Source organism: Pseudonocardia sp. Ae505_Ps2 (genome assembly GCF_001932425.1).
Taxonomy (GTDB): Bacteria; Actinomycetota; Actinomycetes; order Mycobacteriales; family Pseudonocardiaceae; genus Pseudonocardia.
Genome location: NZ_MCIP01000001.1, coordinates 4,195,585 through 4,213,259, shown reverse-complemented (window position 1 = coordinate 4,213,259; position 17,675 = coordinate 4,195,585). Strand labels below are relative to the sequence as shown.

Annotated in this window: 16 protein-coding genes, 1 tRNA gene and 1 pseudogene; 1 reads left to right on the top strand and 17 read right to left on the bottom strand. The window is 74.4% G+C overall.

Annotation, left to right across the window (positions count from 1 at the left end):
• The first annotated feature begins 100 nt into the window (after nt 1–100).
• Nucleotides 101–790 carry a site-specific integrase gene (locus Ae505Ps2_RS20060; RefSeq protein WP_075553863.1) on the top strand — a complete coding sequence of 230 codons (690 nt, stop codon included), beginning with the start codon at nt 101–103 and terminating at the stop codon, nt 788–790.
• Between the two features lie 9 nt (nt 791–799).
• Here Ae505Ps2_RS20060 and Ae505Ps2_RS20055 read toward each other — a convergent pair whose 3' ends face one another.
• The 17 genes and pseudogenes from Ae505Ps2_RS20055 to Ae505Ps2_RS19975 all read right to left on the bottom strand — a co-directional run bounded on the left by Ae505Ps2_RS20055 (nt 800) and on the right by Ae505Ps2_RS19975 (nt 17,628).
• Complete coding sequence (locus Ae505Ps2_RS20055; RefSeq protein ID WP_075305900.1) at nt 800–1,417, bottom strand: hypothetical protein; 618 nt, start codon at nt 1,415–1,417, stop codon at nt 800–802.
• Nucleotides 1,418–1,597: 180 nt separating this feature from the next.
• Nucleotides 1,598–1,671, bottom strand: a tRNA-Pro gene (locus tag Ae505Ps2_RS20050).
• A 27-nt stretch (nt 1,672–1,698) separates the two neighbouring features.
• The gene (locus tag Ae505Ps2_RS20045; RefSeq protein ID WP_075305898.1) at nt 1,699–2,424 is read right to left on the bottom strand and encodes a response regulator transcription factor; all 726 of its coding nucleotides are present in this window, start codon (nt 2,422–2,424) and stop codon (nt 1,699–1,701) included.
• A gap of 26 nt (nt 2,425–2,450) precedes the next feature.
• Nucleotides 2,451–3,224, bottom strand: a complete 774-nt coding sequence (locus tag Ae505Ps2_RS20040; RefSeq protein WP_139318699.1) for a DUF5995 family protein — start codon at nt 3,222–3,224, stop codon at nt 2,451–2,453.
• A gap of 73 nt (nt 3,225–3,297) precedes the next feature.
• Complete coding sequence (locus Ae505Ps2_RS20035) at nt 3,298–6,204, bottom strand: LuxR family transcriptional regulator (protein ID WP_075553862.1); 2,907 nt, start codon at nt 6,202–6,204, stop codon at nt 3,298–3,300.
• A gap of 200 nt (nt 6,205–6,404) precedes the next feature.
• A complete protein-coding gene (locus tag Ae505Ps2_RS20030; protein WP_075553861.1) occupies nt 6,405–7,379 on the bottom strand; it encodes a zinc-binding dehydrogenase in 975 nt (324 codons plus the stop codon).
• Complete coding sequence (gene der / locus Ae505Ps2_RS20025) at nt 7,379–8,878, bottom strand: ribosome biogenesis GTPase Der (protein ID WP_170917063.1); 1,500 nt, start codon at nt 8,876–8,878, stop codon at nt 7,379–7,381. The genes Ae505Ps2_RS20030 and der overlap by 1 nt, the downstream gene beginning before the upstream one ends.
• Nucleotides 8,875–9,570, bottom strand: a complete 696-nt coding sequence (locus tag Ae505Ps2_RS20020) for a lysophospholipid acyltransferase family protein (protein WP_075305891.1) — start codon at nt 9,568–9,570, stop codon at nt 8,875–8,877. Before Ae505Ps2_RS20020 ends, der begins: the two co-directional genes overlap by 4 nt.
• Complete coding sequence (cmk, locus tag Ae505Ps2_RS20015) at nt 9,567–10,241, bottom strand: (d)CMP kinase (protein ID WP_020622139.1); 675 nt, start codon at nt 10,239–10,241, stop codon at nt 9,567–9,569. Before cmk ends, Ae505Ps2_RS20020 begins: the two co-directional genes overlap by 4 nt.
• 103 nt (nt 10,242–10,344) lie before the next feature.
• The gene (aroH, locus tag Ae505Ps2_RS20010; RefSeq protein WP_020622138.1) at nt 10,345–10,707 is read right to left on the bottom strand and encodes a chorismate mutase; all 363 of its coding nucleotides are present in this window, start codon (nt 10,705–10,707) and stop codon (nt 10,345–10,347) included.
• Entirely contained in the window at nt 10,707–11,468 is a 762-nt protein-coding gene (locus Ae505Ps2_RS20005) for a pseudouridine synthase (protein WP_020622137.1), read from the bottom strand. Before Ae505Ps2_RS20005 ends, aroH begins: the two co-directional genes overlap by 1 nt.
• 166 nt (nt 11,469–11,634) lie before the next feature.
• Nucleotides 11,635–12,360 carry an SMC-Scp complex subunit ScpB gene (gene scpB, locus Ae505Ps2_RS33570; RefSeq protein ID WP_349289847.1) on the bottom strand — a complete coding sequence of 242 codons (726 nt, stop codon included), beginning with the start codon at nt 12,358–12,360 and terminating at the stop codon, nt 11,635–11,637.
• 733 nt (nt 12,361–13,093) lie between these two features.
• Nucleotides 13,094–13,834: pseudogene (locus Ae505Ps2_RS33565) on the bottom strand (segregation/condensation protein A); the annotation flags it as partial.
• 44 nt (nt 13,835–13,878) lie between these two features.
• Nucleotides 13,879–14,772: a ParA family protein gene (locus tag Ae505Ps2_RS19990; RefSeq protein WP_075553860.1), complete on the bottom strand. Its 894-nt coding sequence runs from the start codon at nt 14,770–14,772 to the stop codon at nt 13,879–13,881.
• A 189-nt stretch (nt 14,773–14,961) separates the two neighbouring features.
• A complete protein-coding gene (locus Ae505Ps2_RS19985; RefSeq protein WP_075305885.1) occupies nt 14,962–15,651 on the bottom strand; it encodes a DUF4097 family beta strand repeat-containing protein in 690 nt (229 codons plus the stop codon).
• A gap of 57 nt (nt 15,652–15,708) precedes the next feature.
• Nucleotides 15,709–16,632, bottom strand: a complete 924-nt coding sequence (locus Ae505Ps2_RS19980; protein WP_083696015.1) for a site-specific tyrosine recombinase XerD — start codon at nt 16,630–16,632, stop codon at nt 15,709–15,711.
• Between the two features lie 3 nt (nt 16,633–16,635).
• Nucleotides 16,636–17,628, bottom strand: a complete 993-nt coding sequence (locus Ae505Ps2_RS19975) for an LLM class F420-dependent oxidoreductase (RefSeq protein WP_075305883.1) — start codon at nt 17,626–17,628, stop codon at nt 16,636–16,638.
• Nucleotides 17,629–17,675: the final 47 nt, after the last annotated feature.

Here is a 17,675-nt window from a genome sequence, read left to right as displayed (position 1 = left end):
TGTCCCTGGCGCACCGGCGCGATCACCGCAGCTGCGCTCGTACTACTCCACACCGAGTACGACCGCACGACATGATCAACCCGCTACTGAGAACACCTCAATGGCCCGGGACAAAGTGAAGCGCAACGTCGTCTCGATCTGCACTCCCCCGGCCGGTCGCACGGGCCGCCCCTCCAAGTCCCTCACCCTGGAACAGGCGACCGCGCTCCTCCAGGCCGCCGACGCCAGTCCGTTGCGGGCGTACATCGTCCTCTCGCTCCTCACCGGGGCCCGGACCGAGGAACTGCGTGCACTGCGCTGGGGAGACGTGGACCTCGACGGGGCTCCGAACGCGACTCCCCCGCTCCCGCCATCGATCTCCGTCGTCAGGTCGGTGCGGATCGGTGGGGACACCAAGACGCGGAGGTCCCGCCGCCGCCTCGGGATGCCGCAGCGCTGCGTCACCGTGCTCCGTGACCACGCGAACCGACCCGGAGCTGACAGCGCGCCCGACTCGCTGGTCTTCGCCACCCGAACCGGATCAGAGATGGACGCGCACAACGTCCGCCGATCGTTTCGCAAGGTCGCAGCCGCCGCCGGCCTGAACGCGGCCGAGTGGACACCCCGGGAGATGCGGCACAGCTTCGTCTCGCTGCTCTCGGACTCCGGGATGCCACTGGAGCACATCTCACGGCTGGTCGGGCACAGCGGGACGGCCATCACCGAGGCCGTGTACCGGCAGCAGCTCCGGCCCGTCCTGGAGCAGGGCGCAACCGCGATGGACGACATCTTCCCGGTCGTCGATCGCTAGCTCATCGGCTCACGCAGTCGCAATCGCGGGAAGTGAGTCGACAAGGGCATCGAGCAACGCGGGGTCCGACCGGTTCCGTCGGGGCTCGATGCCCATCGGCACGCCCGAACCCGGCAGCTCCCACCACACACGCCCCGGCTCCAGTCCATCCACGGCCCGGTACCACTCCCGCAACGGCTCACGTAGCCGCGCGTGCAGCTCGAAGCTACGCCGCGACCTCGTCCGGTCACCGACCTTCCGCGACCGCAACGTCGCCAGATCGGGAACAGACACCAGCACGAGATCGGCGAACCCCAGCCGACCGGTCTCCAACGCCCGGCGCACCGCGCGCAACTCGTGCTCCCACCGGTCGATCGGGCCTGCTCCGATCCGCGCCAAACACCAGCTGTAATGCAGCTTCAGCGGGTCACTGTCACACACCGCGACACCACCGTCCGCGTCGATCGACCTGGCCGCCGCCCATCGATCCGCGTTCACCCCGACCCAGTAGGCCGCTTGGGCTTCCCGATCCACACCGTCGGGCTCGCGCCCCGTCGGGGTGTACTCCGGGACCACCCGGCCCTTCCCGAACCGCGCACACCACGTCGACTTCCCCGCCGCACTGGGTCCCTCAACAGCGACGATCATGGCGGACCGACCTCCCGCGCATAGTCACTCAGTTAGTCACTCGGCGGTTCGCGGGACCGCCCGAGGACTCGGGCCCACCAGCCGCGGGGACTATCCGGGGACCACGACAAAGCCACGAATCCGCTGGTCACACGAGTAAAGGCCGGTACCCGATGCTCTCGGATACCGGCCTCCGGCCTGTCGGGACGACAGGATTTGAACCTGCGACCCCTTGACCCCCAGTCAAGTGCGCTACCAAGCTGCGCCACGTCCCGGCCACCCCTCGCGGGGCACGTGGAACTTTACCGCATCCACGGCAGGCCCCCACCAGGGGTGTCGTCCGTGGCGTCGACGCTGCGCACGAGGGCGACCGCCTCCAGCTGCGAGCCGACGTCGAGCTTCGCGAGCACGGCCCTGACCTGCGTGCGGACCGTCGGGAGCGACACGACGAAGTGCTCGGCGATGGCGTGCGCCCGCATGCCAGCGGCGAGCAGTTCGAGGACCTCCCGCTCGCGGCGGGTCAGGGTTGCGATGCGTCCGCGGACGGCCCGCTGGCGGCGGTCCCACTCGACGTAGCGCTGCACGAGTTCGTCGCGGTGGGTGGCGTGCAGCAGCGAACGGCCGGCGCGGGCCTCGCGGATCGCGACGACCAGCGCCGGCATCGAGGCCGTCTTCGACACCCAGGTGAAGCCGCCGTGGTGCAGGGCGGCGCCGATCCGGATGGGGTTGGAGCTCCCCGAGAGCACGAGGACCCGCCAGCCCTGGGCACGCAGCCCCGGGACGAGCGGGACGGTGTCGATCCGGCGGCCGTCGGCGTCGCGACCGAGGTCCAGGTCGAGGACCAGCAACCCGGGCTCGACCCCCGCGACGGCGCGGTGCACGTCGACGTGGGAGTGCGCGGGCCGGAACGACGCCGGTTCACCCTCTGCGCGCAGCGCCAGCGCCAGCGACGACCCGACGAGCTCGTGGTCGTCGATGATCAGCACGCTGTCGAGCGGCGGGGCCGCCGCCGACCGAGGGTGTGACACCCGCCCGCCCCCCACTCGGGCGGGTGTCACGTCAGGGCTCCCAGCGTGAGCAGGCCACGCCCCAGGAGCGCGGTCCGGCGGTCGAGCGCCGCGACCTCGTTCTCGTACTCCATCGGCCGGGAGCGGAGCTCCCACAGCTCGAGCGCCTGCCGCCAGGCGACGTCGCGGGCCAGCACCACCGGCACGTCGGCGACGCAGCCCAGCAGCTGCTCGGTCAGCGAGATCTCACCGGGGGCCGTCTGGTCGAAATCGTCGAGCAGGCGGACCATGTGCAGGGAGAACACGTCGTTCACGGCCCGGTAGTCGGCTCGCTCGGCGGGACCGGGGGCGCTGCGCCCGAGGACGGTGCAGGTCCGCACGACCGCGGGTGCCAGGTCGAAGTTGACGTGTGCGTTCACCCCGACGACCGCGTACTCCACCGGGGAGATCCGCTCGTGCCGACGGCGCTCCAGCAGCACCCCCCAGGACCGCGGCGGGGTCCCGCCGGTCGCCTCGGCGTGCAGCGCCCGGAAGTAGCGGCGGGCGAACTCCACGTCGAGCCGGACCAGGAAGTCCCGGTCGGCGAACAGGTCGTCGTCGAGCTGGTCGCGGATCCCGCGGGTGATGCGCAGGTACAGCCGGTTGAACGAGGCGACGCCGTCGCCGGGGCCGTACTCGCTCTCGAGGATCTCCTGGAGGCGTTCCTGGTGCGCGATGACGCCGTCGATCGTCTCGGGTGGGGTGGCGAGCAGTTCCGCGACGCGCGCCCGGCCCGCCGCGGCGGCGCCCTCGTCGGAGGGCGTGTCGATGGTGGCCGTCATCGGTTCCTCCGCGTCGCTCGGTCCGGTGATCACCTTGGTCGAGCGGGCGTGGCGACGGTATAGGGCGAATGACCTAGATGTCGGCGCGGTGCTCACGCAGGACGGCCGCCGCGCTGGTGCGGTTGGTGACGTCGAGCTTGGCGAATACCGAGGCGAGGTGGGCACCGACCGTCTTCGGGGTGATGAACAGCCGGGCCGCGATCTGCTTGTTGGTGGCGCCGTCGGCGAGGACCTCCAGCACCTCACGTTCCCGGTCGGTGAGCCGGGCCAGCGGGCCGTCCACGGCGACCGGGGCATGACCGACCGCGCCGACCGCGGCGAGTGCGGGCACCTCGATCCGGGCCCGGTGGGCGACCTCGGCGATCTCGGTCAGCAGCGGACCGGCCCGCAGTCCCGCGGCGAGATCGGCGGCACGGCGCAGGTCCGCGGCGCCGTCCTCGGTGCGTCGGCCCGACAGCAGCGCCTCGGCGCTGCGCAGCCGGGCGTAGGAACCCGGGTAGGGCTGGCCGAGGCCGTCGAGCAGGTCGGCGACACCCCGCCAGGTGTCCGGGTCGGCACCCGGGGTGGTCCGGGCGTCCTCGGCGGAGCACATGGCCTCGTAGCTCGCGATCACCCCGCGCAGCGCCGGGGCCGAACGCTCCCCGCGCTCGACGAGGTCCCGGCGGTGGCGGCGCAGCCGCCGCAGCCCACTGGCGTCGGGGGGTCGTCCGGCGAGGACGGCCTGGGCGTGCGCGCGGGCGCCGTGCCAGAGCAGCGGCGCCACCGCGAAGACGTCGTCGATGCCGGACTCGACGACGTCGAGCCCCTTCCCGACGTGGGCGAACGCCAGCTCCGGGTTGCCCCGCCACATCTCCAGCCCGGCGCGCAGGATCAGCAGCGGCAGCCGCTGCTTGGGCAGCCCCGTCGACCCGGCGACGAGCTCGGCCGCGGTCAGGTCGACGTCGGAGCCGTCGAGGTCGCCACGACCCATCCGGAGCCGGGCGCGAGCCAGGCGCAGCTCCAACATCTGCGCACCGGACGGGGCGGCCGCCCACGCCGTCGCCACCTCCTGCTCGGCCTCGTCCCAGGCTCCGGCGCGGAACAGCCCGTTCGCCGCCACCACCCGCAGCGACACCGACGCGGTCCGCCCCAGCCCCAGCCCGGCCATCCGCTCGGCGCCCGCCCGGGCCGCGGCGACGCCGCCGTCGAGGGCGTTGAGCGGGCCGGTCAGCAGCTCCGCGCGCCGGGCCAGGCACTCCCCCAGCGTCTCCGGGTCGCCGCCGGCCTCGGCGACGGCAACCGCCTCGGTCAGCGCGTCGAGCCCGGCGGTGCCGTCGCGGGAGTGCGCGGCACCGAACCCGAGCGTCGCCAGCACCGATGCCAGTGCCCGCGGCTCCCCCACCCGGCGCGCCGCGACCAGCGCCTCCTCGGCGACGGTGCGGGCACCGGCGTAGTCGGCCCGGTCGAGGAGCGCGGCCGCGTACCCGGCGAGGACCTCGGCGCGGGCGGCGACGGCGGTGTCGTCCGGGTCGTCGTCGGCGGGCAGGGTGGCGACGGCGCGCCGGTGGGCCCCCTCGGCCTCGGTCAGCTGACCCGCCGCACCGAGGTAGCGGCCGAGCCGGGACCGCAGCACCGCCTGCTCGGTGCCGCTGGGCGCGTCGGGTTCGCCGAGCCGTTCGGCCAGCAGCGCCACGGCCGAGCCGTGGTCGCCCGCCAGGGCCGCGGCGGCCGCCGCCCGTTCCAGGTAGCGGCTGCGGTCGCGGACGGCGGCGGGGACCGGCAACGTGGCCGCGCGCAGCCAGTGCCGGTGCGCCTCGGCGTAGCCGCGCAGCCGTTCCGCCTCCTGCGCGGCGTCGAGGGTCGCCTCCAGCGCCTCGTCCGGGCGCCCGGCGAGCTGCCAGTGGTGCGCGAGACGGGCCGCCGACCCGGGGACGCGGTGGCCGCCGTGCAGCGCGGTGGCGTAGCGGCCGTGCAGCTCGACCCGCTCGGCGGGGAGCAGGTCCGCGGAGACGACCTCGGTCATCAGACCGTGCCGCAGCGTGTAGCCGTCGGCACCGGCGACGACGACGAACCCGGCGTCGGCAGCCTCCCGCACGGCGGCGGCCAGCTCCGCCCCGTCGACGTCGACGACGGCGGCCAGCAACGCGTGCTCGACCTCCCCGACCCCGGCCGCGACGGCCCGCACGACCGCCGTCGCCGCCGACAGCCCGGCGGCGCCGGCCCGCACCAGCTCGCGGACGGACTGCGGCACGCCGTGCGGGTCCCCGTCGAGCACGGCGCGGACGGTCTCGCGGGCCAGGAACACGTTCCCACCGGAGTGCCGCCACACCAGGTCCTCGACGTCGTGCCGCTCGGGTGCCCACCGCGCGACCAGCTCGGCCAGCTCGTGCCGGGGCAGCGGCTCCACCCGGGCGAAGCGCACCCCACGGTGCCGGCGCAGCTCCCCGGTGAGCCCGAGGAGGTCGACCGGGACACCGCCCGCCGGGTCGTCGCGATAGGTGCCGACCAACAGCACCGGCGACGACGACAGCGCCGCCAGCAGGTAGGCGAACAGGTCGCGGGTGGAGCGGTCGGCGCGGTGCAGGTCGTCGACGACGAGCACCACCGGTGCCCGGCGGGCCGCCCGCTCGACGACGGCGGCCAGCTCCCCCAGCATCTCGACCCGCCCGGCCGGTCCGTCGGCGCGGTCCAGCCGGGACAGCGCGGCGGCGCACTCCCGGCCCAGCGCGCCGCGGCTGCGGGACTGCTCGCGCAGGGCGGACACGACCGGCCAGAACGGCGGGGCGTCGGCGATGTCCAGCGCGCGGCCGGACAGCACGACCGCGCCACCGCTCGTCGCGGTCCGGCCGAACTCCGACACCAGCCGGGTCTTGCCGACCCCGGCGTCGCCGCCGAGGAGCACGGCCGAGGCGCCGCCGGCGACGGCGTCGCGCAGCGCCTCGGCGAGCAGGTCCAGCTCCGCGACCCGGCCGTGGAAGACCTCGGCCGGTGTCTCCCTCACGTCCGGCCACGATAGTGACCGTGTCGTCACCGTTCCAGGGGGCCCGTGGTGACGGTGCGCCGAGCGAGCAGGATCGAGGGCTCGCAGGCAGCACCCGCCCGCCGGAGCCGTGCGACGGCCGTCACTCCGGCACCGTCACCTCTGCACCGTCAACTCGACACCGTCACATCGGGGCGGCGCCGGTGGGGGCGGGCGTGGCGTCACGAGCCGGACACCTCGATCACGACCTTGCCGACGGCCCTGCCGGACCGCAGGTGCGCGACGACGTCCGGGGCGTCGTCGAGGGCCACGACGCGGTCGACGGTGGCACGCACCCGCCCGTCGCCGACGAGGCCGAGGACCGGTGTCAGCGCGGTGGCGACGGCGGCACGCTCGTCGGCGCCACGGACGCTGAAGGTGGTGCCGATCAGGCGCAGCCTGCGGAAGGACAGGGTGTTCAGGTCCAGCGTCGCCGACGGCCCGGCGAGCCGGCCGATCTGCACGATCGTCCCGCCGATCCGCACGGCGGACAGGGCGGCCGCCAGGTGGTCGCCGCCGACGAGGTCCAGCACGACGTCGACGGGCCCGTCGAGATCACCCAGCGCATCGATCCCGACGAGCGGGATCGCCCCCGCGTCGACGAGCGCGGATCGCTTGGCGGGCGAGGTCGTCGTCGCGAGGACCGGCGAGGCCCCCAGCGCCGCGGCCAGCCGGATCGCGACCTGCCCGACCCCGGTGCTGCCCCCGAGCACCAGGACGGCGCCGCCCTCGGCGCCGAATCCGGCCTGGGTGACCAGCGCGTCGTGCGCGGTCTCCAGCGCGACCGGCAGCGCGGCGGCCTCGGTCCAGCTCAGCCCGGACGGGACGGGCAGGGCGCGGCGGGCGTCGACGACGACGTACTCGGCGAACGCGGCCGGGGCGGACGCGAACACCCGGTCCCCCGGCCCGCGGCCCGGGGCGCCGGTGACGCCCGGACCGGCGGCGACGACCTCACCCGCGAGCTCCATGCCTGCGGTGAAGGAGCCGTCGTCGTCGGCGTGCGGGGCGGGGTAGCCACCGCCCAGCGCGAGCAGGTCGGCCCGGTTCACCCCGGCCGCCCGGACCCGCACGAGCAGCTCCCCCGGACCGGGGACCGGGGTGTCGATCCGGCCGAGCTCCCAGGTCCGCGCGCCGGGACGGCCGCGCAGGGCCCGCATCACTTCTTCCGGGCGCGCTTCTCGCGGACCCGGACCGAGACGCGGATCGGCGTGCCACCGAACCCGAACTCCTCGCGCAGCCGCCGCTCGATGAAGCGCCGGTAGCCCGCCTCGAGGAACCCGCTGGTGAACAGCACGAACGTCGGCGGGCGGGTCTGCGCCTGCGTCGCGAACATGATCTTCGGCTGCTTGCCGCCGCGGACCGGCGGCGGGGTCGCGGCGACGAGGTCGTTGAGCCACTGGTTGAGCCGCCCGGTCGGCACCCGGGTGTCCCAGGACGCCAGCGCGCGGTTCAGCGCGGGCGCGATCCGCTGGGTCGACCGGCCGGTCAGCGCGGACACGTTGACCCGCTCCGCCCAGCGCACGCTGATCAGGTCGCGCTCCAGCTCGCGGGTCAGCTGGTGGCGGCGCTCCTCGTCGACCTTGTCCCACTTGTTGAACAGGATGACCAGGGCGCGCCCGGACTCCACCACCATCGTCAGGACCCGCTGGTCCTGCTCGGCGATCGGCTCGGAGGCGTCGATCAGCACCAGGGCGACCTCGGCCGACTCGATCGCCGAGCTCGTCCGCAGCGAGGCGTAGTACTCCATGCCCGAGGCCATCTTGACCCGCTTGCGCAGGCCGGCGGTGTCGACGAAGCGGAACACCTGGCCGTCGAGCTCGACCAGGGAGTCGACCGGGTCGACGGTGGTGCCCGCGACGTCGTGGACGACCGACCGCTCCTCGCCCGCCAGCTTGTTCAGCAGGCTGGACTTGCCGACGTTCGGCTTGCCGACCAGCGCCACCCGGCGCGGACCGCCCCCGGACGCGCCGAAGTCGTCGCGCGGGGTCTCGGGGAGGATCTCCAGGATGGCGTCGAGGAGGTCACCGGAGCCGCGGCCGTGCAGGCCCGACACCGGGTGCGGCTCGCCGAGCCCGAGCCGCCACAGGTCGGCGGTGTCGGAGGTGAGCCGGTCGTCGTCGACCTTGGTGGCGCACAGCATCACCGGGACGTCGGCGCGCCGCAGGACCCGCGCCACGGCCTGGTCGGTCGCGGTCGCACCGACCGTGGCGTCGACGACGAGCAGTACCGCGTCGGCGATGCGCATCGCGGTCTCGGCCTGGCGGGCGACGAAGCCCTGCAGGCCGTCCGCGTCGGGCTCCCAGCCCCCGGTGTCCATCAGCTTGAACCGGCGGCCGTTCCACAGCGCGTCGTAGACGACGCGGTCACGGGTCACCCCCGGCACGTCCTGCACGACCGCCTCGCGACGACCGAGCATCCGGTTGACCAGGGTGGACTTGCCGACGTTCGGACGGCCGACGACGGCCAGGGTCGGGGTCGCCAGGACCTCGTCGGGGTCGATCCCGGCGGTGACCACACCGTCGGCGTCGACCGCGACGAACTCGGCCGGGTCCAGCCCGAGCCGGTCCATCTCGGCCCGGTCGGCCGCGTCACCGATCCCGACGCCGGCGTCGTACGCCGCGCCGAGGCTCGTTCCGCGTTCGCTGTTCTCGCTCACTGCTCTCTCACGTCCCCGGCCGCGTCGGGCCGTGTCACTTGCCTGTGTTCGTTGTCCAGTTCGCGGACCAGTGTCCGCAGGGCCTCCGTGACCTGGGCGGTCGCGGCGGCCAGGCCGTCCCGTCCCGGCGCCGTCGGCGCCGGCAGCGGGTCACCGACCAGCACGTCCACCCGGGGGCGGAAGCGGCGGGGCGCACCCGCCGGGCGGTGCGTGCCGCGCACCGCCACCGGGAGCAGCGGCGCCGATGCCGAACGGGCCAGCCAGGCCGCGCCCTGCCGGGCCCTGCCGATCTCGCCGCCGAGCTCGCCGGTGCCGCGGGTCCCCTCCGGGAAGACGGCCACCATGCCGCCGTCGCGCAGGACCTCCAGCAGGGTCGTCAGCGGCCTCCGGTCGACGACGTCACGCCGCACCGGCACCTGCCCCAGCCACCGCAGCAACGTCCCCACGATCCCGGAGAACATCTCCGCCTTCACCAGGAACACCACGCGGCGCCCGAACATGCCGAACAGCAGCGGTCCGTCGACGAACGCGGTGTGGTTCGCGACGAGCACCACCGGGCCGGTCGCCGGGATCCGCTCCCGGTGCCGGATCCGCACCCGGAAGAACGGCACCCACACCCACGTGCCGATCCAGCGGCCGAGGTCGTGCAGCCACCCGAGAGCGTGCTCCGGCAGCGCACGCGCCCGGCTCACCCGTCCAGCCCCCGCGCGGCGACGAGCTCGCGCAGCTTCGCCAGCACCGCGTCCGCCGACAGGTGGTCGGTGTCGAGCACCAGCGCGTCCGCCGCCGCGTAGAGCGGGGACACCCGCCGCGACGAGTCGAGCCGGTCCCGGCGTTCGACGTCGGCGAGGGTGACGTGCAGGTCGGCCTTGCGGCCCGCCTTCTCGTCCTGCCGCCCGCGCCGCGCCGCGCGGACCTCCGGCGACGCCGTCAGGTAGACCTTGAGCGGCGCGTCCGGCACCACCACGGTACCGATGTCGCGGCCCTCGACGACCATCCCGCCCCCGCTCTCGACGGCCGCCCGGATCAGGGCGTGCTGACGGGCGACCATCTCGGCGCGGACCTGCGGCACCGCCGAGACGGCCGAGACGAACCCGGTCACCTCCGGGCCGCGGATCGGGACGGAGACGTCCTCGCCGTCCAGGGTGATCGTCGGCGCGTCCGGGTCGGTGCCCGACTCCAGGCGGGCCCCGACGGCGGCGCGGGCGATCTCGTCCTCCGCCGCGCCCTCCCGCAGCCCGGCGCGCAGCGCGGCCAGGGTCGCGGCGCGGTACATCGCCCCGGTGTCCAGATAGGCCGCAGAGCAGGCCTGCGCCAGCCGCCGGGAGACGGTCGACTTGCCCGTCCCGGACGGACCGTCCATCGCGACGACGCCCCGCAAGGCCACCTTGTTCCCCCACCGTGTTCGAGTGTGCTGCGTCCGGCATTGTCGCCGGTCGGCCCCCGCCACGACGGGGCGGGGTGTCCTACTGCGGTAGATCGGTGCGCAGCGCCCGGGCCCCGTGCAGGTAGACGTGACGCATCGCCGAGCGCGGCTTCGGGGTGTCGACGTGGGCGAGCAGCCGCAGCACCCGCGGCAGCGCGCCGGGCACCGACATCTCGGTGGCGCACATCAGCGGCACGTCGGTGAGCCCGAGCAGCCGTGCCGCGTACGCCGGGAACTCGGCAGTGAGGTCCGGCGTGGCGGTGAACCAGATCGAGATGATGTCGTCGGAGACCAGCTCGTTGCGCTCCAGCACCGCGGTGACCAGCTCGGCGGAGCGGTCGAGGATCTGCTGCCGGTCGTCGGCGTCGACCTGGGTCGCGCCCCGCAGGGCCCGCACGGCCATCAGAGACCGACCGCCTTGTACAGGGAACCCACCTCGACACGGTCGAGGGGACGGAGCTTGCCGGGCCGCTGGTTGCCCAGCGCGACCGTCCCGACGTGGGTCCGCACCAGCCGGAGCACCGGGTGACCGACCTCGGCGAGCATCCGCCGCACGATGTGCTTGCGGCCCTCGTGCAGGACCAGCTGCACCGTGGCGCGGCCGGGGACGGCGTCGACGAGCTTGAACGCGTCGACGCGGGCGATGCCGTCCTCCAGCTCGATGCCGTCGCGCAGCCGTCGCCCGAGGTCCCGGGCGATCTTGCCCTCGATCTCGGCGAGGTAGGTCTTGGGCACCTCGTAGGACGGGTGCATCAGCCGGTGGCCGAGCTCGCCGTCGTTGGTGAGCAGCAGCAGTCCCTCGGTCTCGGCGTCGAGCCGGCCGACGTGGAACAGCCGCTGCGCGGTGTTCATGATCTCGACGCGGTCGGCGAGCAGGTCACCGATGCACGGCCGGCCCAGGTCGTCGGACATCGTGGAGTGCAGCCCGTACGGCTTGTTCAGCGCCAGGTAGACCTGGTCGTCACGCAGGGTGACCCGGGCGCCGTCGACGTGGACGACCGCGGTCTCCGGGTCGATCCGGCGGCCCTGCTCGCGGACGGTCTCGCCGTCGACCTGCACGCGTCCCTGCGCGATGAGGTCCTCCGCCGCGCGCCGGGAGGCGACGCCCGCGCGGGCCAGCACCTTCTGGAGCCGGACGCCGTCGGGGTCGTGTGTGTTGCTCATGATGACTTGTTGCCTCGTCCAGAGATGTCAGGGCCGGAATCGGTGGGGCCGGGTGGTCGTCGGCAGGGCGCCGGACCGGCCGGGTACCGACGGTACCCGGCGTGCTCGGCCGCGGCGCCGACAGGCGGCGCGCGCCGGGTCCGGTGTCGACGTTCCCGGACCGGGGTCAGCTGTCCAGGTCGTCGATCGCGTCGATGTCGGGGAGCAGCGGTGCCAGCGGGGGCAGCTCGGCCACCGAGGATATCCCGAGCCGTTCGAGGAACAGCTCGGTGGTCCGGAACAGCGTCCCCCCGGTGTGCTCCTCGGTGCCCGCCTCCTCCACCAGCCCCCGGGTGAGAAGGGTGCGGAGCACGCCGTCGCAGTTGACGCCCCGGACCGCGGAGACCCGGGCACGCGTGACCGGCTGGCGGTACGCGACGACGGCGAGGGTCTCCAGCGCGGCCCGGGTCAGCCGGGCGCGCTGGCCGTCCATCAGCATCTTCTCGACGTAGGGGGCGTAGCGGTCGCGGGTGTAGAACCGCCACCCCTCCCCCGCCCGTCGCAGGTCGATGCCGCGCCGGTCGGCGGTGTAGGCCAGCGACATCCGGTGCAGCGTCTGCCGGATCCGCGACGGCGTCTGGTGCAGCGCCGTGGCCAGCGACGCCTCGTCGACGGGGGCGTCGACGACGAGCAGCAGCGCCTCCAGGGCGTGCTCGAGCTCGGTGTCGTCGGCGAGCTCGTGGAACTCGGGGTCCTGATCGTTCTCGGGTTCCGGCTCGTCCTGGGTTCCGGGTTCCTCCGCTCGGGAGTCCTCGGTTCCGTGGGCCTTCAGGCCGTCCGTCCCCTCCGGCCCTGCTGCGTTCTCCGGCCCTGCTGCGTCGTCCGGCCGGGCGTCGTTCCCCGGTCCGGCCACGTTGCTCGGCCCGGCGGCGAGCGTTACGAATGCGTCGTCGCGAGCACCGTTCCGCGACGCTCGATGGTCTGCCGACGTGTCGGGGGTGGCGGTGGAGGGCTCGGGCTTCTCCGAGGTGTGTGGTTCGGTGCCGGCTGGGTCGGCCGCCCCATGCCCGGCATCGGCCGACGGATCCACGTCGTCAGCGGTCCCCGCGGTGCGGGCGAACTCGGCATCGGCGGTCGCGCCGTCGTCGGCCGCGGCGGGCGGGCCCTCGGCCTCCGGGGCGGCTCGCCCCTCCGCGCCCGGAGCCACCTGCGGCGACGCACTGGCGTGCGGGCTGCGCGGCACCGTGCGACCGATCAGGCGCAGCAGCTCGGACGGGTCCTCCGGGTCGTCGGAGCCCGGCCGGTCGTCCGGCTCAGTCACCGGTGGTTCCGGTCCTCTCGTCGTCGGGTTCGGGGTGGAGCACGTCCGCCGGGTCCTGGTCGGAGCCGTGACCGGCGAGGTCGGTGTCCTCCGGATCGGTGTCCTCCGGATCGAGGTCCTCCCGATCCGGGTCCTCGGGACCGGGAGCCTCGGGGTCCGCGGCGGCATCGGAGCCGGACGCGACCGGGTCGGCCGGGTCCGCGTCCGGCTCGGCGCGGTTCTTCTTCCTGCGGCGCCGGTCGCGGGCCCGCACCGCCTCCTCGGCGGCGGCGGCCTCGTCCTCCAGCGCGGCGGCGTAGGCGACCGGGTCGTCGTCGCGGTCCGCGGTCCAGGTGACCGTCAGGTCGGCGAACGCCTCCGGCTGCTCCAGGGCGACCGAGCGCTCCCGGTACAGCTCCAGCAGCGCCATGAACCGGGCGATGACCTCCAGCGTCGCGACGCAGTCGGCGGTCAGGTCGGCGAAGGTGGCCGTGCCGACGAGCGCGAGGCGTTCCCGCAGGATCGCCGCGTGCTCGGGCACCGACACGTGCACCGCGTGCAGGTGGTCGACGCCGACCTCGTCCGGCGGGCGGGGCCGGAACACCGCGGCGGCGAGCTCGGCGAAGGCCTGCGCGTCGACGCCGAGCAGCACCTCGGGCAGCAGGTCGGCGTAGCGGTCCTCGATCGCGACCGAGCGCGGGAAGCGGCGCATCGCGCCGTTCTCCAGCTCGACGAACAGCGCCGCGGCCTCCTTGTAGGCGCGGTACTGCAGCAGCCGGGCGAACAGCAGGTCACGGGCCTCGAGCAGGGCGAGGTCGTCCTCGTCGTCGACCTCGGCGCCGGGCACGAGCCGCGCGGCCTTGAGGTCGAGCAGGGTCGCCGCGACGACCAGGAACTCGGTGATCTCGTCGAGGTCGGCGTCGTCGCCGAGATCGGTGAGATGGGCGATGAAGTCGTCGGTGACCTTGTGCAGGGCCATCTCGGTGAGGTCGAGCTCGTGCTTGCCGATCAGCTGCAGCAGCAGGTCGAACGGGCCCTCGAAGTTGTACAGCCGGACGGTGAAGCGCCGGGTCCGCGGCGCCGCCACGTCCCCGTCGTCGAGCCCCTCGGGGGCGCCGTCGGCGAGCAGCGTCACCGGGCGATGACCTCGCGCGCGAGCATCCGGTAGGCCTCCGCGGCGTACGACGTGGGCGCCCACGTCGTGATCGGCTCCCCGGCGACCGTGGTCTCCGGGAACTTGATCGTCCGGTTGATGACGGCGTCGAACACCTTCTCCCCGAACGCCTCCACCACGCGGTCGTGGACCTCGCGGGTGTGCAGCGTGCGGGTGTCGAACATCGTCGGGAGCACGCCGAGCAGGCGCAGGTCCGGGTTGAGCCGCTCGGTCACCTTGTCGATGGTGTCCATCAGCAGCGCGACGCCGCGCAGCGAGAAGAACTCGCAGGCCAGCGGGATGAGGACCTCGTCGGCGCAGGCGAGCGCGTTGATCGTGAGCAGGCCCAGCGACGGCTGGCAGTCGATGAGGACGATGTCGTAGTCGGGCAGGAACCGCTTGAGGGCGCGGCCGAGTGCCTGCTCCCGGCCGACCTCGGTGACGAGCTGGACCTCGGCCGCCGACAGGTCGATGTTCGACGGCAGCAGGTCGAGGTTCGCCACACCGGTGTCCTGGAGCACCTCGTCGGCCTCGACGCCGCGCTCCATCAACAGGTTGTAGACGGTGGACTCGAGCTGGTGGGGCTGCACGCCGAGCCCCACCGACAGCGCGCCCTGCGGGTCGAAGTCGACGAGCAGGACCCTGCGGCCGTACTCGGCGAGCACGGCCCCGAGGTTGATGGTCGACGTCGTCTTCCCGACGCCGCCCTTCTGGTTCGCCACCGCGATCACGCGGGCCGGCCCGTGCACCGACAGCGGTGCGGGCTCGGGAGCGCGCGCGCTGGTGGTCTGGGTGCCTCGCCCGTGATCCGGCGCCGGCTCGTCGCTCGGGTCGTCGAACCTGCCCTGGGCCTCCGGCCGCGTCGGGTTCATGCGGTCTCCGGTCTCGTCGCGGGTACCGTGCCGGGTCTCGGGTCCCGGTCAGGGCCTGAGACCGCACTGCAGGAGATGCCCCCACGTGCGGCGACGTCCCTGTCGGGCCACGTCGCGGTATGGATTTCCGGTCACCCTACCCGCGGGCGGGCGCCGTCCGGCCGACGGTGCGCCCCGGCGTGTCGCGCCTCAGCCCGCGGGCAGGACCGACACGCCTCCCGCGCTGCTCTTCGCGGTGATCCGGTGGTCGGCACCGGGCTGGTCGGGGACACCGACCTCGGTCGACCCGGCGGAGGTCTCGGCGGTCACCTCGTAGGCCGGGCCGACCGGGACCCGGACCTCGACGCCGCCGGCGCTGGACTCCGCGGTCACGTCCGCGGCCGCCGCGGCGAAGGTCAGCTCGACCGAGCCGGCGCTGGACTTCGCCCGCACGTCGCCCGGTCCGACGCCGGTGGCGTCGACCCCGCCCGCCGACGAGGTCAGGTCCAGCGCCCCGGTCAGCCCCCGGACCTCGATGCCGCCCGCGCGCAGGTCGACCAGCGCCGACGACGCGGCGGGCGCGGTCACCACGAGCCTCGCCTGGCAGCGGTCGCCGACCTGGTCCGGGCAGCGGGCGGTGATCCGCAGGACGCCGCCCTCGACCTTCTGCTCGACCTGCGGGCGGGCGTCGCCGGTCCACCGCAGGTCCTGCTCGACCGCAGGCCTCTCCCCCGCGACGAGGCGCACGTCCCCGGCGTCGGAGTCGACCTCGAGGCGGGTGACCGGCCCGTCGACGGGCTCGTTCACCGTCTGCTGCTGCTCCGGCCCGGCGGCGACACCACCGCACCCGGCCAGGAGGAGTCCCGCCACGACCGCCGTCACCCACGTTCCGTACCGCATGGGCCCGGAACGTAGTCGTTCGTCCTCCCCTGCGGCCCGCCGCCCCGGGGTCCGTGGTCACCCCCGGGCGCGGGGGTGCGCGGTGGCGTAGACCTCGCGCAGCGTGTCGACGGTGACGTGGGTGTAGATCTGCGTCGTGGCGACGCTCGCGTGCCCGAGCAGCTCCTGCACGACCCGGACGTCGGCGCCGCCGGAGAGCAGGTGGGTGGCGAAGCAGTGCCGCAGCGTGTGCGGGGAGACGGTGGCGACGACGTCGCCGGGCAGCCCGGACGCCTCGGCGGCGGCCCGCAGGACGTGCCAGGCGCTCTGGCGCGACAGCCGGTTGCCGCGGGCGTTGAGCAGCAGCGCCGGGCTGCCCGTGCCCCGTGCCGCGAGGGCGGGGCGGGCGCGGACCCGGTAGGCGTCGACCGCGGCGAGCGCGGGACGACCGACCGGCACGATCCGCTGCTTGTTCCCCTTGCCGTGCAGCAGGATCGTCCGCGCGTCCGGGTCGAGGTCGTCGAGGTCGGCGCCGACGACCTCGGAGATCCGGGCACCGGTGGAGTACAGCAGCTCCAGCAGGGCGCGGTCGCGCAGTCCGACCGGGCCGTCGGAGACGCAGCCGGCGAGCAGCTGGTCGACCTGGTCGACCGACAGCGCCGACGGCAGCCGCGAGCCCAGGGCGGGCGGCGTCACCCCGGCCGCGACGTCGGTCGGGGTCAGCCCCTCGTGCAGCGCGAACCGGTGCAGCCCGCGGACCGCGGCCAGCGCCCGCGCCGCCGACGACGCGGCCAGCGGACGCTCCCCCGTGCGCAGGGCCGCGACGAACGCGGCGACGTCGGCCTCGGCCACCTGGGTCAGCTCCGTGCGTCCCAGGTGGTCGAGGTGGTCGAGGTAGCGCCCCAGGTCGAGCCGGTAGGAGCGCAGGGTGTTCTGCGCCCGTCCCCGTTCGACGGCCAGGTGGTCGAGGTAGTCCTCGGCCACCCGTCGCGCGGTCGGCACCGGTCAGTCCCGCAGGGCCGGGACGACCTCGCGCTCGAACAGCTCGATGCCCGACCGGTCGTAGGCGGCCTCGGGGAAGTAGAAGATGCCGTAGCTCATGCCGACGGCCGCCAGTGCGGAGAGCTTCTCCACGATCTGCTCCGGGGTCCCGACGCCCGGCATCCCGCGGAACGCACCCAGCGCGCCCTGGGCCTTCTCCGCGCCGACGATCGGCTCCAGCCGGGCGACGAGCCGGGCGAGCCGCTCCTCCACCTCGTCCTCGGTGTGCCCGATCGCGACGTTGTAGTTGGCCGAGCGGACGATGGCGTCGTAGTCGGTGCCGAGGTCGCGGCAGTGGTCGGCGAGCAGCGCCGACTTGTGCCGGAAGCCGTCGAAGGTGCCGTCGAAGTTGGTGTACTGCGCGTACTGCGCGGCGATCCGCAGGGTGACCTTCTCCCCGCCGCCGGCGATCCAGAGCGGGATGCCGCCCTCCTGGAGCGGGCGGGGCGCGACGATGGCGTCGTCGACGGTGTAGTGCGTGCCGTTCAGGGTGGCCCGGCCGTCGCGCCAGGCCTGGGTGAAGATCTGCACGCCCTCCTCGAGCATGCCGAGCCGTTCACCGGGCCGGGGGAAGCCGTAGCCGTAGGCGCGCCACTCGTGCTCGTACCAGCCGGCGCCGATGCCCATCTCGACGCGGCCCTTCGAGATGACATCGGTGGTGGCGGCGACCTTCGCCAGGTAGGCGGGGTTGCGGTAGGCCATGCAGGTGCACATCTGGCCGAGCCGCACCCGCTCGGTCGTCGCGGCGAAGGCGGCCATCAGGCTCCACGCCTCGTGGCAGGCTTCGTCGGTGGGCGCGGGGACGGTGTGGAAGTGGTCGTAGACCCAGACCGACTCCCAGACGTCGCCGCGGTCGGCGTGCTCGGCGAGGCCGCGCATCACGTCCCACTGCGCGGTGGGGTCGATGCCGACGAGGTCGAGGCGCCAGCCCTGGGGCACGAAGAGTCCGAAACGCATGCACCGACCCTAGGACGCCCGCCGCTCGGCGGCCGGGAAGGGCGATC

Coding starts and splice junctions, on each gene's coding strand:
- Ae505Ps2_RS20060 (WP_075553863.1), top strand. CDS start 101: ATGGCCCGGGACAAAGTGAAGCGCAACGTCGTCTCGATCTGCACTCCC.
- Ae505Ps2_RS20055 (WP_075305900.1), bottom strand. CDS start 1,417: ATGATCGTCGCTGTTGAGGGACCCAGTGCGGCGGGGAAGTCGACGTGG.
- Ae505Ps2_RS20040 (WP_139318699.1), bottom strand. CDS start 3,224: ATGACGGCCACCATCGACACGCCCTCCGACGAGGGCGCCGCCGCGGCG.
- Ae505Ps2_RS20030 (WP_075553861.1), bottom strand. CDS start 7,379: ATGCGGGCCCTGCGCGGCCGTCCCGGCGCGCGGACCTGGGAGCTCGGC.
- cmk (WP_020622139.1), bottom strand. CDS start 10,241: ATGGACGGTCCGTCCGGGACGGGCAAGTCGACCGTCTCCCGGCGGCTG.
- aroH (WP_020622138.1), bottom strand. CDS start 10,707: ATGGCCGTGCGGGCCCTGCGGGGCGCGACCCAGGTCGACGCCGACGAC.
- Ae505Ps2_RS20005 (WP_020622137.1), bottom strand. CDS start 11,468: ATGAGCAACACACACGACCCCGACGGCGTCCGGCTCCAGAAGGTGCTG.
- Ae505Ps2_RS19990 (WP_075553860.1), bottom strand. CDS start 14,772: ATGAACCCGACGCGGCCGGAGGCCCAGGGCAGGTTCGACGACCCGAGC.
- Ae505Ps2_RS19985 (WP_075305885.1), bottom strand. CDS start 15,651: ATGCGGTACGGAACGTGGGTGACGGCGGTCGTGGCGGGACTCCTCCTG.
- Ae505Ps2_RS19975 (WP_075305883.1), bottom strand. CDS start 17,628: ATGCGTTTCGGACTCTTCGTGCCCCAGGGCTGGCGCCTCGACCTCGTC.